Annotated in this window: 11 protein-coding genes; 4 read left to right on the top strand and 7 right to left on the bottom strand. The window is 69.2% G+C overall.

Translation table 11 applies throughout. The annotated features are described in order from the left end of the window. Positions 1-75: 75 nt before the first annotated feature. The 4 genes from G1H10_RS22620 to G1H10_RS22605 form a co-directional block, all read right to left on the bottom strand. Positions 76-1,062, bottom strand: coding sequence for a carbohydrate ABC transporter permease (locus tag G1H10_RS22620; protein WP_163741995.1), 987 nt, complete (start codon positions 1,060-1,062; stop codon positions 76-78). A gap of 151 nt (positions 1,063-1,213) precedes the next feature. Then, a complete protein-coding gene (locus G1H10_RS22615; protein ID WP_163741993.1) occupies positions 1,214-2,506 on the bottom strand; it encodes an ABC transporter substrate-binding protein in 1,293 nt (430 codons plus the stop codon). A gap of 63 nt (positions 2,507-2,569) precedes the next feature. Further along, positions 2,570-4,624, bottom strand: a complete 2,055-nt coding sequence (locus tag G1H10_RS22610) for a DUF2264 domain-containing protein (RefSeq protein WP_216853567.1) — start codon at positions 4,622-4,624, stop codon at positions 2,570-2,572. Next, positions 4,621-5,601: a hydroxyacid dehydrogenase gene (locus tag G1H10_RS22605; RefSeq protein ID WP_163741992.1), complete on the bottom strand. Its 981-nt coding sequence runs from the start codon at positions 5,599-5,601 to the stop codon at positions 4,621-4,623. Before G1H10_RS22605 ends, G1H10_RS22610 begins: the two co-directional genes overlap by 4 nt. 248 nt (positions 5,602-5,849) lie before the next feature. Between G1H10_RS22605 and G1H10_RS22600 the strand changes: the two genes are divergently transcribed. Together G1H10_RS22600 and G1H10_RS22595 are read left to right on the top strand one after the other, a co-directional pair. After that, positions 5,850-7,802: a heparinase II/III domain-containing protein gene (locus G1H10_RS22600; protein ID WP_163741991.1), complete on the top strand. Its 1,953-nt coding sequence runs from the start codon at positions 5,850-5,852 to the stop codon at positions 7,800-7,802. Then, positions 7,799-9,007, top strand: coding sequence for a substrate-binding domain-containing protein (locus tag G1H10_RS22595; RefSeq protein WP_163741990.1), 1,209 nt, complete (start codon positions 7,799-7,801; stop codon positions 9,005-9,007). The genes G1H10_RS22600 and G1H10_RS22595 overlap by 4 nt, the downstream gene beginning before the upstream one ends. A 112-nt stretch (positions 9,008-9,119) precedes the next feature. Here G1H10_RS22595 and G1H10_RS34715 read toward each other — a convergent pair whose 3' ends face one another. Next, a complete protein-coding gene (locus tag G1H10_RS34715; protein WP_216853566.1) occupies positions 9,120-9,563 on the bottom strand; it encodes a G5 domain-containing protein in 444 nt (147 codons plus the stop codon). 543 nt (positions 9,564-10,106) lie between these two features. After that, on the bottom strand, positions 10,107-10,778 hold the full coding sequence (locus G1H10_RS22585) for a TetR/AcrR family transcriptional regulator (RefSeq protein WP_163741989.1): 672 nt from the start codon (positions 10,776-10,778) through the stop codon (positions 10,107-10,109). Positions 10,779-10,861: 83 nt separating this feature from the next. Here G1H10_RS22585 and G1H10_RS22580 point away from each other — a divergent pair, with 83 nt between their 5' ends. After that, the gene (locus G1H10_RS22580) at positions 10,862-11,488 is read left to right on the top strand and encodes an FMN-dependent NADH-azoreductase (RefSeq protein ID WP_163741988.1); all 627 of its coding nucleotides are present in this window, start codon (positions 10,862-10,864) and stop codon (positions 11,486-11,488) included. A 10-nt stretch (positions 11,489-11,498) separates the two neighbouring features. Here G1H10_RS22580 and G1H10_RS22575 read toward each other — a convergent pair whose 3' ends face one another. Continuing rightward, positions 11,499-12,221 carry a helix-turn-helix transcriptional regulator gene (locus tag G1H10_RS22575; protein ID WP_163741987.1) on the bottom strand — a complete coding sequence of 241 codons (723 nt, stop codon included), beginning with the start codon at positions 12,219-12,221 and terminating at the stop codon, positions 11,499-11,501. A gap of 95 nt (positions 12,222-12,316) precedes the next feature. On the opposite strand from G1H10_RS22575, the gene G1H10_RS22570 reads away from it, so the two are divergent. Next, positions 12,317-12,841, top strand: a complete 525-nt coding sequence (locus G1H10_RS22570; RefSeq protein ID WP_216853565.1) for a VOC family protein — start codon at positions 12,317-12,319, stop codon at positions 12,839-12,841. Positions 12,842-12,859: the final 18 nt, after the last annotated feature.

Raw genomic sequence — 12,859 nt, 5'->3', positions numbered from 1 at the left:
GCCGCCGCGCCTGCACGGACGCGTTGAGCTGCCGCGGCGGCGTGTCGGGCGAGACGACGTCAGGCAACGCGGACATCAGGCCTTCCTCCGTTCATTGAGGCGGAACTGGAGGACCGTGATGGTCAAGACGATGAAGAACAACACCAGGGCGATCGCCGACGAGTAGCCGAACCGGCCCTCGCGGATGCCCTCGCGGTAGATGAGCTGGGCGAGCACCAGCGTGCTGCGGCCCGGTCCGCCGTCGGTCATCACCACGATGAGATCGAGGATCTTGAAGCTCTGGATGGTCAGCATCACGACGACGAAGAACGTCACCGGCCGCAGCCCTGGAAGGGTGACGTGCCAGAAACGCTGCCATGCGTTGGCCCCGTCCACCCGGGCGGCCTCGTAGTACTCCTCCGGGATGGTCTGCAGCCCGGCCAGATAGAGCACCATGTAGTACCCCATGTCCCGCCACACGCTGGTGATGATGACGGCGGGCATGGACCAGTCCGTGCTGGCCGTCCAGCGCGGCGGGTTGGAGATCCCGAGCGTCTCCAGGAACTGGTTGACCGGGCCCATGGTGGGGTCGAACAGCATGTTCCACACCACGGCGACGGCGACCAGCGACGTGATGTACGGGAAGAAGGCCGCGGTCCGGAAGAACTGCACGCCGCGGATCTTCCGGTTGAGCACCACCGCCAGCGTCAGCGCGGCCACGAGCGTCAGCGGGATGTGGCCGCCCGCGTAGAACAGTGTGTTGACGAACGCGACCCGGAAGTTCTCGTCGCTGAACATGCGCTCGAAGTTGTCCAGCCCGACCCATGACGGTGAGCTGTACGAGTTCCACTCCATGAACGCCAGCACGAACGCCGCGATCACCGGAACGAGCGTGAACAGGGCGAAGCCGATGAAGTTCGGCAGGATGAAGCTCCAGCCGACGAGCGTGCTGCGTTTGATCAGACGTCGTCGGCCGCCGCGGCTGCCCGACGACCGCCCCGTGGGCGACTGCCCCGTGGGCGGCGGCCCCGTGGGCGGCGACGCCGTGCCAGGTGTACCCGGCTGGGTCGTGACGTGAGACATGGTGTCCTCTCCGGCTTGCCCCGCTGATCATCAACGGATGACCTCCACGAAAGGGGCGGATGGCTCCTCGTTGATGATCAGCGGGTAGAACGTGGTGCGATGCGGACGAGCGGGCCTCGGACGAGCGGGCCTCGGATGAGCAGGCCTCGGTCTAGCGGACCTCGTTGTTGACCCGGTCTCCCATGGTCGCGATGCCGTCCGCGATCGACTTCTCGCCGACCATGATCAGCTCATGTTCCTCGTTGAGGATGGTGTCGACGTCCGACGTGGTCTCGCTCACCGGCATCTCCAGCTCGACGACGTCCGGTTCGAACGCCGTCCGGGAGAGCTCGTCCTCCGGCATGCCGTCGAGCGCGAAGTACGCGTCCGTGATCTCCGGGGACTGCAGCGCCGGCACCACGCCGACGTCGGCGATCGCCGTCGCACCTTCCACGCCCGAGGCGAACTCCACGAACCGCTTCGCGGCGTCGGCGTTCTGGGCGTTCTCGTTGACGGCGAAGGCGGTCGGCGAGCCGAAGGTCACCACCTCGTCGGAGTCCGGGCGCTGCGGCATCGGGGCCAGTCCCCAGTCCACCTCGGTGTCACCGTTCGCCTTCGCGGCGAGGATCCCGGAGATGTACCAGGTGCCCATCGGCATCATCGCGGTGGCCTCGGTCTCGAACATGTTCCGGTAGTCCGCCTGCTGCGCGGATGCGGTGCCGTAATCGAGCGCGAACCCGGAGTCCTGCAGGCCGACGGCCATCTCGTACTGATCGGTGAAGAACGCGTAGTCACCGCCCAACTGGTCGCCGCCGGTCTGCGCCGCGGAGATCGCCTGGATCACCGACCGCCAGGTGTGGTGGTACGTGCCGTAGACCTTCTCACCGCCGTCACCCGAGGTGAGCTGCTCGGCGAGGTCGGCGTACTCGTCCCAGGTGACGTTCTCCGGGTAGTCCAGCCCTGCCTCGTCGAACAGGCCCTTGTTGTAGTACAGCAGCCAGAAGTCCTGCCGATACGGCATCGCGTAATACGAGCCGTCGATGTCGTACGACTCCAGACCGGCGAGGTTCTCGGTGTCCGCGGACTCGACCACGTCGCTGATGTCCGCGAGCTGACCGCGGTTGGCGTAGCGCGAGTAGCCGATGACGTTCTTCATGGTGAGCACGTCGGTCTCGTCGCCGCCCGCCAGCATCGCGGTGAGCTTGTCGTCGTAATCATCGGCGAGGATGTCCACCGGTTCGATGGTGATGTTCGGGTTGGCTTCCTCGAAGGCCTCGAACAGAGCCTGGAACTCCGGTGTGGTGTCGTAGTTCCACACCGAGACCGACAGGGTGACATCGCCGTCGCCGCTGGACGCGCTGTCACCGCCGTCGTCGCCACCGCATGCGGTCACCACGAACGCCACCGCCGCGGCCGAGGCGACGACCTTGCCCAGCCGGGCGTTTCTGTCTAACCGTGCTCGCATTTCCGTTCTCCTCTCCTCAGGTCTCGTCGTCGAGTCCTGTCGCCTGTCCCCCGTTGAAACTCCTCAACCGGCCGGTCGTTCCGGAGCCTGCGCGGCCGGCGCACGTTCGAGTTCGATCTCGTCGTCATGACCCTCCGACCAGGTGATCCGTACCTTCGGGATCGTGTCGTCCAGGAGCACGACGACGGGCGGTTCAGGCACCTCGCCGTGCAGACCGACGACGACGACGCTCCACCGGCCGGCGCGTACCGGCCCGGAGACCCACGGGACGGCGGCGCGCGAGCCGAGCATGCTGGCGTCGTCCTCGCGGTGGACACCCGCATCGTCGAACCCGCGGACCGCAAGCACGGTCGACACCGCCCGTGGCGCGCGCACCGTGGCGGTGCCGTCCGCGACGTCCGCCCCGTCCGCGACGACGAGCGGCCAGCCGCCGATACGCAGCCGCACCGCCGCGGTGATGGCGTCCGGGGCGTCGGGCAGCGGGTCCACCCGGACGCACCGCACCTCCCAGCCGTCGCGCACGATCGAGACCGTGGTCACGGCCGCGGCGTCCCGGACGGATCCGGCGCGTCCGGATCCGTGGTCACGCACCGGACCGTCGGGTGGTGTGATCCAGCGCGCCCGGGCCACCGACGCACCGACCGCAGTCCGGGACCCGTCCGGGGTGTCCAGCACCTCGGTCCGCAACGTGCGCATACCGGCCCGGTGGGTGGCGCGGCCGTCGGCGTCCAGCAGGCCGGCTGTCTGATCGACCGGGTTCTGCCAGGCATGCTCGGACATCAGCGGCGCCGTCGCCGTGGAGTAGCCCAGCCGGGCGTACAGCGGCGAGTCGCCGGCCTGGGCTCCGACGACGGCGTGGTCGGTGCCGTGGTTGATCACCCGGACGATTCCGTCGCCGCGGGTACCGTTGGCCAGCCATCCCGGTGCCGGCGCCGCCCACACCTCGTCGTCCCGCTCGACCGGTAGCTCTTCCTCCTCCGACGTCCACACCGGGTGGTCTGCCGGCAGAGCGAGGCCGAGCATGCCCTTGGCGGCCCAATACGGCGACGACGGGCCCGAGTAGCTCTGTGCCAGACGTCGCCACTCGTGGTGCCATCCCATGGTGAGCAGCCCGCGCTTGTCAGGAGCTCCGTTCTCGGCGAAATGCCGGACGATCCCGGACGCCGCGCGACGCAGCCGGCCGGGCGAGGCGGTATCCACTCCGGCGATCGCTCCGGCCCACAGCGGGGCCGCGGCCGCGAACCGATAGATGAGGCTGCGTCCCTGGATGAGCGGCGAGCCGTCGGCCCCGATCATGCGCACGTAGTCGGTCAGGAACCGGCTCAGGCGCTGCCGGTCGGTCTCCCGTCGGTCGGCGGCGAGGTCGAGCCCGACGTCGGACGACGTCCCGTCGGCGCCGCGCATCCGGGACCAGAGGATCGGGTACAGGTGCAGCGCCCAGCCGACGTAGTGGTCGAAGGACCGCTCGTCGCCGTCGGCGAACCAGCCGTCCTGCCGGTAGAAGGAATCGTGTGCGGCGAGGTCGGCCTCGATATCCGCCGACGACCAGGGGCCGCCGACGGAACGGAGGAAGGTCTCCACGACGATCCGGAACCACACCCAGTTGCAGCGTGGATAACCGTCGTCGCCGACGACCGTCGCCAGGTACGCGACCACCCGTTCCTGCACGCTCGGAGAGAGCCGGTCCCAGATCCAGGGCCGGGTCATATCCAGGATCAGCGCGATCGACGCCGCCTCCACCTTGGCCTGGCCGTGCTCGTCCGGCCGTATCCACCGCTCGGGAGACGCCGGGTCGGTACCGGCCGCGATGCCCTCGGCATACCACTCGGCCAGGCCGGGAATATCGTCGGGATCCGCGCCGTCCGATCCGGCCAGCCGGAACCCGGCGAGCAGGAACGTGCGGGCGAAGCCTTCCAACCCGTCGGCTCTGTGGCCGTACCCGCCGACGGCGCCTGGCGGCACGATCAGTGCATGGCCGGGCGACGCGTACGGGCGCACGGCAAGCAGCATCCGATCGGCCAGCTCGGTCCAGTGCTCACGAGTCCATCCCGTGATCGGCGACACCGTCTCCATCGGGGGGCCGGCACCGGCCTCCGGGGTCGTGGCCTCTGTGGTCATGCGCTCACCGCCAACTCGTCGGGGGTGACGGCCGCGCGCGGCGGCCGACCGGTCACGTAGCGCTCGAGCTCGTCGAGCGCGCTGTCGCTCATCCGCTGCGCCTCCGAGCCGAGCGAACCGGCGACGTGCGGTGTGATCAGCACGTTCGGCAGATCGAAGAGGGGCGAGTCGGCGGGCAGCGGGTCGGGGTCGGTCACGTCGAGCATCGCGTACAGACGCCGGTAAGCGCATTCCCGGGTCAGGGCGGCAGTATCGATCACCGACCCGCGGGCCGTGTTGATCACGGTCGCGCCGTCGCGCAGCAGCGCCAGCTCCTCCGCACCGATCAGGTGGCGCGTCGTCGGCAGCTCCGGCACATGCAGGGTCAGCACATCGCACGCCTGGAGCAGCTCGGGCAACTCGACCAGGCGCGCGCCGGCGTCGGCGACCGCGCTCTTGTCCGCGTACGGGTCCGCTACCAGGATCTCCACATCGAGGCTGCGCAGCCGCTCCACCACGCGCTGCCCGACCCGGGAGAATCCGACCACACCCACCACACGGCCGCGGTTCGACAGATCCTCGCGGAACCGCACGAATTCCCATGCCCCGCGATGCTCGCGCGCCTCGCTCCCCAGGAACGGCACCTTCTTGCCGGCGAAGACGACCGCGGCGAAGGTGAACTCGGCGACCGGGATCGCGTTCTCGTCCGCAGCATTGGTCACCAGTAGGTGGCGCCGCCACACCGCATCGGTGACGAACGAACGCACACTGCCCGCGCAATGGAAGACGGCCCGCAGGCCGGGCATGCCGGCCAACCGTTCCTCGGTCAGCTCGGGACAGCCCCAGGACGTCAACAGGACCTCCACCTCCTGCAGTCGCTGCCGGACCTCGGGCGAATCAAGATCGTCGGCACGCATCGGTTCGCCGAGCTCGACCAGCGAGCGGACCCGGCGCAGCTGAGGCTCACGGAACTGCAGCTCGAAGGTCCGGTCATCCATGAGGAGCAGCGCATTCGGCCGTCGGCTTGTCACGTATCGCCTCTCTCCGGTCGTTGTCGGCTCGCACCTTCCGGCATGACCTTCCGGCATGAGCGACGGTGATCGCCGCAGCGTTCGCGATCGATCATTTATGTTCATTTGGGCGTGGCTGAACAGTAAACTCCGCCGACACGTTGCCGTCAAGACCTTGAAATAAACAATATCGATCAGAGATGATCGGGTAACCGACTCACAGACCGGAGGGACACATGGCACCGTCGCCGCCCGATCAGCCTGGCCCTCTGCTGTCCAGGTGGGGGTCGGCGGCGAGGGCCGAGGCCCTGGCTCACACGCTGCGTTCCCGTCCGGAGGCGTTGCCCGGAGCTACGGCTGCCTCGCTGGGACGGTCCGCCGGCGAAGCCGCGGCAACAGTGCAGCATCTGCGCGTCGCCGCCGAGGCCGAGCGCACGACGCCTTGGCCGCAGCCGCTGATCTCGCAGTACGCACGTTTCCTGCGCGACGGCAACCGCACCGCGTATGAGGATCAGGTCGGCGCCAGGCAGCGGCGACTCACCCGTGCGGTCGTCCTGGCCGCCGCCGACGGTGCCGCCTGGCTGGACGAGGCGGCCGACGGCATCGCGGTGCTCTGCGAGCAGTCCTCCTGGTGCTGGGCCGCGCACGATCCCACGCCCCGCGCCACGGGCACGGTCGTTCCGGACGTCCGCATGCCTCACGTCGATCTCGGGGCCGGCGAGGTCGCCGCCCAACTGGCCTGGACCGACCACGCCCTCGGGCCGATGCTCGACGAGCGCTACCCCGGCCTGCGCGACCGGATACGCTGGGAGACCCGCAATCGCGTCCTCGACCCGTTCCTGGACCGCAACGACTGGCACTGGCTCGGACTCGACGGCAACGTGCACAACTGGTGCCCGTGGATCTGCGGCAACGTTCTGGTCGCCGCGGTGCAGCTGCTGGACGACGAGGAGCGGAAGGCCCGCACCGTGGCGAAGGCCGTCGAGGGATTGGACCGGTTCCTCGACGCGTTGCCCGCTGACGGCTCGATCGACGAAGGCTACGAATACTGGTGGAACGGGGCATGCCGCGCGCTGGAGGCGCTGGACGTCCTGGCGCACGTCACCGGGGGCGCGCTGGACGCCGCCGAGGTGCCCGTGGTCCGGGAGACGGTGGCGTTCCCGCACCGGATGCACCTGGGTGCGGGCTGGTACCTCAACGTCGCTGACGCCCGTGCCCGGCCGCCGAGCGAACAACCCTGGCACGCACTGCACCGGTGGGCGACGCGCGTCGGCGACGACGACGCCGCCCGGCACGCCGCCGCACATCGCACCCCCGGAAGCCCTGCGGCCACGGACGAGAACGGCTTGGGCCGGTTGCTGATGGCGCTGAACGATCCGGCGTGGCTGGCAGCCGAACCCGCCACGCCACCACTGCTCGCCCAGGTGTGGCTGCCGGGCACGCAGGTCGGTCTCGCCCGGGAGAAGGGCGGGACCGCCGACGGCCTCGCGCTCGCGATCAAGGGTGGCCACAACGACGAGCACCACAACCACAACGACGTCGGCTCCGTGGTCGTGGCTGTGGACGGCGTGCCGGCGCTCGTGGACCCCGGACGTCCCACATATACGGCGCAGACATTCGGCCCCGACCGATACTCGATATGGACGATGCAGAGCAGCTGGCACAACGTGCCGGAGATCCGCGGCGCAGCACAGGGTCAGGGCTCGCGCTACCGCGCACGCGACGTCGTGGCCACCGCCGATGAATCCCGTTTCGAGGTCCGGCTCGACCTGGCCACCGCCTATCCGGTGGCAGGCCTGCAGTCGTGGTATCGGACGGCCACGCTGGACCGCACCCGGCGTCAGGTCACCATCGACGACGCCTGGCTGTTCGCGGCGGACGTCGCAGCGGGCCTCACGGCGGACGTCGCCGAGGACGACCGGGACGACGCACCCACCACGATCCGTTACCTGCTGGCCGGGCAGGTCACACCGACCGGCGACGGCCGGATCGTCGTCCGCCCCCTGGACGACGCCCGGCCGGTCGCTCTGCGCTGGGACCCGGGCGTGGTGTCGGCCACGCTGACTCCGCGTGAGCTGGACGATCCGATGCTCTCCGACGTGTGGGGACCGCGGTTGACCCGGCTCGACCTGCATCTACCCGGTCGGGCCCGCGGCAGCTTCACTCTGACCGTGGAGGTGGCGGCATGACGTCGTCCGAGCCGCCGGTGCTCCTGCCGGAGGAACGACGCGAGCGCGTCCTGAACGAGCTGCACCGGCGGGGAACGGTCCGCGTCAACGATCTGGCGGATACATTGGGGGTCACACCCATCACCGTCCGCCGGGACATCGCGCTGCTCGCCAGCCAAGGCCTGCTTCGCCGAGTCCACGGGGGAGCGACGTTGCGCGACGAGGCCGCATCCGACGGCGGACCCGCAGCTGAACTGCCGGACTCCCACACGGTCGCCGGGCACGCGGCGGCCGGGCACACGGCGGTCGGGCACACGGCGACCGGGCACACGGACGGGTCTTCCGGCCCGAACGGCCCGGAGTCCCCGCACGCCACGGTCGGCATGGTCGTGCCTTCGCTGGACTACTACTGGCCTGACGTCATCCGCGGCGTGCGCGAGGCCGCCGCGCAGGCGGAGGTCCGAATTGTCCTGCGCGGCGCCACCTATGAGGCGGCTGATGAGCGACGACAACTCGACCGGCTGGTCGAGGGCGTCGGCGTGGACGGTCTCCTCGTCGCACCCACGACGACGGGCACCGAAGGCGAGGAACTGGTGCGGTGGCTGCGGTCCGCGACCGTGCCCGTGGTGCTGGTCGAGCGATCGGCCGCCATCGGCCCGTACCTGGAGCCGATGGAGTCCGTGGTCAGTGATCACGAGCTCGGCGCAGCCGTCGCGGTGCGGCACTTGGCCGCGTTGGGGCACCACAAGGTGGGGCTGCTCACGACGCTGGGCAGTCCGCACGCGCCACGCATCCGCCGCGGCTGGCGGGCTGCGTGCGACGAGCTCGAGCTCAACCACACGGAGGCACCGGACAGGGAGACCGTCGATCACCGGGAGAGCGGCTGGCCGGCGACCGTGGAGGAGATCCTGGACGCCTGCCTGGACAGCGGGACCACCGCGCTGCTGGTACATTCCGATCCCGAGGCGATCTCCCTGGTGGAGCGGTGCCAGGAGCGCGGCATCAAGGTACCCGGGGACCTCGCGGTCCTCGCCTACGACGACCAGGTGGCCGCCCTGTGCGATCCGCCCCTGACAGCGGTACGCCCACACCGCGAGGCGATCGGCCGGGCGGCGTTCGACCTGCTCATGGCGCGCCTACAGGACCCCTCGGAGGATCGGCCGAAGCATCGCGTCGTGATCGGACCGCAGTTGGTCGTCCGCGAGTCCACCGCGCCGCCCACATGAGCTGAGCGCTCGCGCTGCGGAAATGGCATGCATCGTGGTCGTTCGGGCGACCACAATGCATGCCGTTTCCGGCATCGTCGGCGGCCTGGCCCGGCCTAGCCGTCGCCAGAGGTCACTGCTCGCAGGCGATACCGTCCCCGTCCGCGTCCAGCCGGTAGACATCGGTGCCGATGACGGTCACCGGCCCTCGCACGTATGACGGGCCGTCGCCGCTCCCACCTGCGCAGTCCACATCGCTGTCGATGGGGACGCACGCCCCCGCATAATTGGGATCGCAATCGCCCTCCGGCTCTGATTCCGGCTCCGGCTCTGGTTCCGGTTCAGGCTCCACGTAGGTGCCCACGGCGATGACCTCGTCCACCGGTTGAGTCGTGATCTCCTCGTCGACCAGCTCACGGGATGTCTCCTCGCCATCGGTGGCCGTCACCTCGTAGGTCAGAGTCTTTTCCCCCTCGACCCCTTCCGTGACGACGGCGCTCTCCCCCTTCGGCATATCCGGATCATCCGTCTCCACCGTCTTGAACGGGATGGCTTCGGTCTCCGTCTCGGTCGTCACCGTGATCACGGGGGTCGGGGTGGAAGTCTTCGTCCGGGTAGGAGTCTTGGTCGGAGTCGGCGCGGACCGCGTCGGTGCGGCGCTGGATGTCGGCGTCGGTGTGCTGGTCTCCGTGGTCTCCACCCGGTCTGCCGCCGGGGTGTCGTCGCTTCCGCAAGCCGTCGCACCAGCGACAACCCCAGCCGCGATGCCGATCGAAACCGCCGCATGCACGAGGGCACGCCGGCGTGGCGATGCGATGGTGAACATGTGTATCCGCCCCCTCCGGTCGAGCACTGCGGCGCCCGGCCGCGCCCTCATCCGCGCGATCGACCTGGCACCCCATGGATGGGGCGAACTCGAACGGGTCGGACGAGGCCCTCCTGGCGGCCACGTGCGAGACGCAGTCTGATCTTGGTTGCCGGGCAACGTATCGGCGGCCGTCGAACGCGTCAACGAAATGCGACGAACACGTCTATATCGTTATAAAGATCATCTGTCGAGCGCCCTACATGTGAAGGCGTGGTCGCTTCCGGGCCGGCATCAGGGACGCGGGACTGACCTTCACGCCGCAACGGCGGCAAGGAGCGTGGTGACCACAGTCAGCGTGGCAGCTCGCACTCTGTCCTCGCCATGCTCCGACACCACAGCGTGCAGGTGTTCGGCCGCCAACGGCGCCAGCACGGCATGCGCGATCGCGTCGGCGTCGAGCGTGCCCCCATTCGACGCCTCGGCCAGCAACAACGCCACGTGTCTATGCCAGAAGCGGTACGCACCGATGCGATAGCGCGCGCCGGGCGACGCGGTTTCGGACATGCGGACCAGGCCGAGGTGCTCGAGTGCGTAATCCAGGTACGCCTCGACGAACGCGCGCAGCCGGTCGCCGGGCGACGGCGCGTCGTCGATCTGACCCGGACCGAGCGGCGCCGGCCCGAACAGGATCCGCTCCTGCAGCTCTCGCTCGCGTTCGTCGAGGAGCGCCGTCGCCAGGCCGGCCTTATCGCCGAAACGCCGGAAGAGCGTGCCCTTGCCCACGCCTGCCTCGGCCGCGATCGCGTCCATCGACACGTCCTCCACTCCACGGCTGCCGAATAGACGCGCGGCGGCTTCCAGCACGGCTGACCGGTTGCGCGCCGCATCGGCCCGCTCTTTCGGCGGCGACGTCCGCAGGATGAGGAGTTCGTCCGGGGCACTGGCATAACCGGACTGCGGTCCGGTAAGGTCACTCGCAGACATAAGCGGACTGTAGTCCAGATGGCTGGCCGGGCGCGACCCCGCGGCCCGTCTACCAGACCGGACTCCATCGAAGGGAAGGTCAGATGACCACACTGCTGCACATCTCCGCATCACCACGCGGGACCGGCTCCGAGTCCCTGGCGCTCGCGGAGGTCTTTCTCGACGCCTACCGCGATTCGCACCCCCACGACCGGGTGGTCCATTGGGACCTGTGGGATGGAACACTGCCGCCCTTCGGCCCCACCGAGGCCGGCGCCAAGATGGCCGTGTTCGGCGGCGACGAGTTCGATGACGCACAGGCCACGGCCTGGGAGACCGTCGAGGCTGCCTTCCAGCGATTCGACAGCGCCGAGAAGTACCTGTTCAGCGTGCCGATGTGGAATCACCATGTTCCCTACATCCTCAAGCAGTTCATCGACGTCGTCAGCCAGCCGGGGATGGCGTTCTCCTTCGACCCCGAGCACGGATACACCGGTCTGCTACGAAACAAGAAGGCCACCGTCGTCTACACCAGCGGCGTGTACGGGAGCGGACGGGGTCCGGGCTTCGGCAGCGATTACCAGGCGCCCTACCTCGACACGTGGCTGCGCTGGGCGGGCATCGACGACATCAGTGCCATCGAGTTCCGTCCCGACCTGGTGACAGCCGAGCCGGAGGCGGATCGCCGAGCCGCACAGGCCCGGGCACGCGAACTCGCCAAGGTCTTCTGACCGTCGTACCTCACTCGGCGCGCCATGCGATGGAGCGTGCCGTCGCCGGGAACTCGCCGATGACGGACAGATCCCGCTCCACAACTCGTTCCGGCGTGGCGTGCGCGTCGCGGATCCGATCCCAGCGGAACCAGCGCACCGCGTCACGCCGGCGGCACCAGCCGATGAGATACCAGTGGCCGTAGGTGAGCGCCATCATCATCGGTTCGACGCGGCGCCGCGTCGGCGTTCCCTGTGCATCGATGTAATCGAGGACGACCACGACGCGCCGCCGTAGCGCCTCCTCGATGGCCCGGCCGCCGGATGCCGGGCCACGGGTGGCGCCCGGCGGCGGCTGAACGGGATCGTCGTTGACCCAGACCAACGCCCCCAGGTCGTCCGCGCGTCGGCGAGACTCGTCGTCGAGCACATCGAAGACCTTCGCCAGCGCACTGGCGCCATCCGCAGCGAACGGGGCGTCCCTGACCGAAGCCAGCGCGACGGCGACGGCGACCGCCTGGGCCGGGGTGAAGTTGACCGGCGGGAGGGTGGCCGCGGGGTCCAATACATACCCGCCGCCGGGGCCTGGCTGCGCCCAGATGGGCAGGCCGGACTCCTGCAGGGCCAGCACATCACGCTTGATCGTCCGCGGACTGACTTCGAACAGCGCCGCGAGCCGTGCCGCGGTGCGGCCGCGAGTGGCCGCCCGGCGGAGTTCCTCGGTCAACGCGTAGAGCCGGTCCGTGCGGTTCATCACCTGTCCTCCGAGCGAGCGACGCTTTCGAGCAATGGTGACATGCTGGTGTCACTGTGCACGGTCGAGAATGACATCTTGCACGTTTCACACGCATGACAACGACGTCGGCAGCCGGACACGTCCGGGACACAGCCGGCACGCACGAGGGAGCCCACATGGTCTACGCCGTGAGTTTCGTATTCGACTGCCAGGATGTCGATCGGATGGCGACGTTCTGGCTCGCCGCGCTCGAAGGCTACGACTTGCCGGGCAGCGATCCGGACGGTCCGCCCGGGGCTCCGCCGGCCGGCTTCGCCACCTGGGAAGACTGGGCAGACGCGAACGGTATCCCCGAGCACCTGCGCTACCAGTCGCGCACCATCATCGACACCACCGGAACGCGGCCGGACATCTTCTTCATGGCCGTCCCTGAGGACAAGGTGGTGAAGAACCGGGTGCACCTGGACATCAGGGCGTCGCGCGGCCTCAGCCCGGAGGAGGGCCGCGCGCGGCAGGACGCTGAGGCCAAGCGACTGGTCGACGCCGGAGCCACCGTGGTCAGACGGGTGCATCAGGACGACGGCGGCTCGCATCTGGTGCTACAGGATGTCGAGGGCAACGAATTCTGCATCACCTAGGTGCTCAAAGGTGGCATA

This window comes from Phytoactinopolyspora halotolerans, from assembly GCF_010550675.1.
GTDB lineage: Bacteria > Actinomycetota > Actinomycetes > Jiangellales > Jiangellaceae > Phytoactinopolyspora > Phytoactinopolyspora halotolerans.
Note: the sequence above shows the minus strand (reverse complement) of the source record. Positions and strands in the feature narration are given on the sequence as shown.

Bases quoted from the DNA above. Each gene is read 5' to 3' on its own strand.
- G1H10_RS22610 (WP_216853567.1), bottom strand. From the start codon at position 4,624: ATGACCACAGAGGCCACGACCCCGGAGGCCGGTGCCGGCCCCCCGATG.
- G1H10_RS22575 (WP_163741987.1), bottom strand. From the start codon at position 12,221: ATGAACCGCACGGACCGGCTCTACGCGTTGACCGAGGAACTCCGCCGG.
- G1H10_RS22570 (WP_216853565.1), top strand. From the start codon at position 12,317: ATGACAACGACGTCGGCAGCCGGACACGTCCGGGACACAGCCGGCACG.
- G1H10_RS22620 (WP_163741995.1), bottom strand. From the start codon at position 1,062: ATGTCTCACGTCACGACCCAGCCGGGTACACCTGGCACGGCGTCGCCG.
- G1H10_RS22580 (WP_163741988.1), top strand. From the start codon at position 10,862: ATGACCACACTGCTGCACATCTCCGCATCACCACGCGGGACCGGCTCC.
- G1H10_RS22600 (WP_163741991.1), top strand. From the start codon at position 5,850: ATGGCACCGTCGCCGCCCGATCAGCCTGGCCCTCTGCTGTCCAGGTGG.
- G1H10_RS22615 (WP_163741993.1), bottom strand. From the start codon at position 2,506: ATGCGAGCACGGTTAGACAGAAACGCCCGGCTGGGCAAGGTCGTCGCC.
- G1H10_RS22605 (WP_163741992.1), bottom strand. From the start codon at position 5,601: ATGGATGACCGGACCTTCGAGCTGCAGTTCCGTGAGCCTCAGCTGCGC.
- G1H10_RS22595 (WP_163741990.1), top strand. From the start codon at position 7,799: ATGACGTCGTCCGAGCCGCCGGTGCTCCTGCCGGAGGAACGACGCGAG.
- G1H10_RS22585 (WP_163741989.1), bottom strand. From the start codon at position 10,778: ATGTCTGCGAGTGACCTTACCGGACCGCAGTCCGGTTATGCCAGTGCC.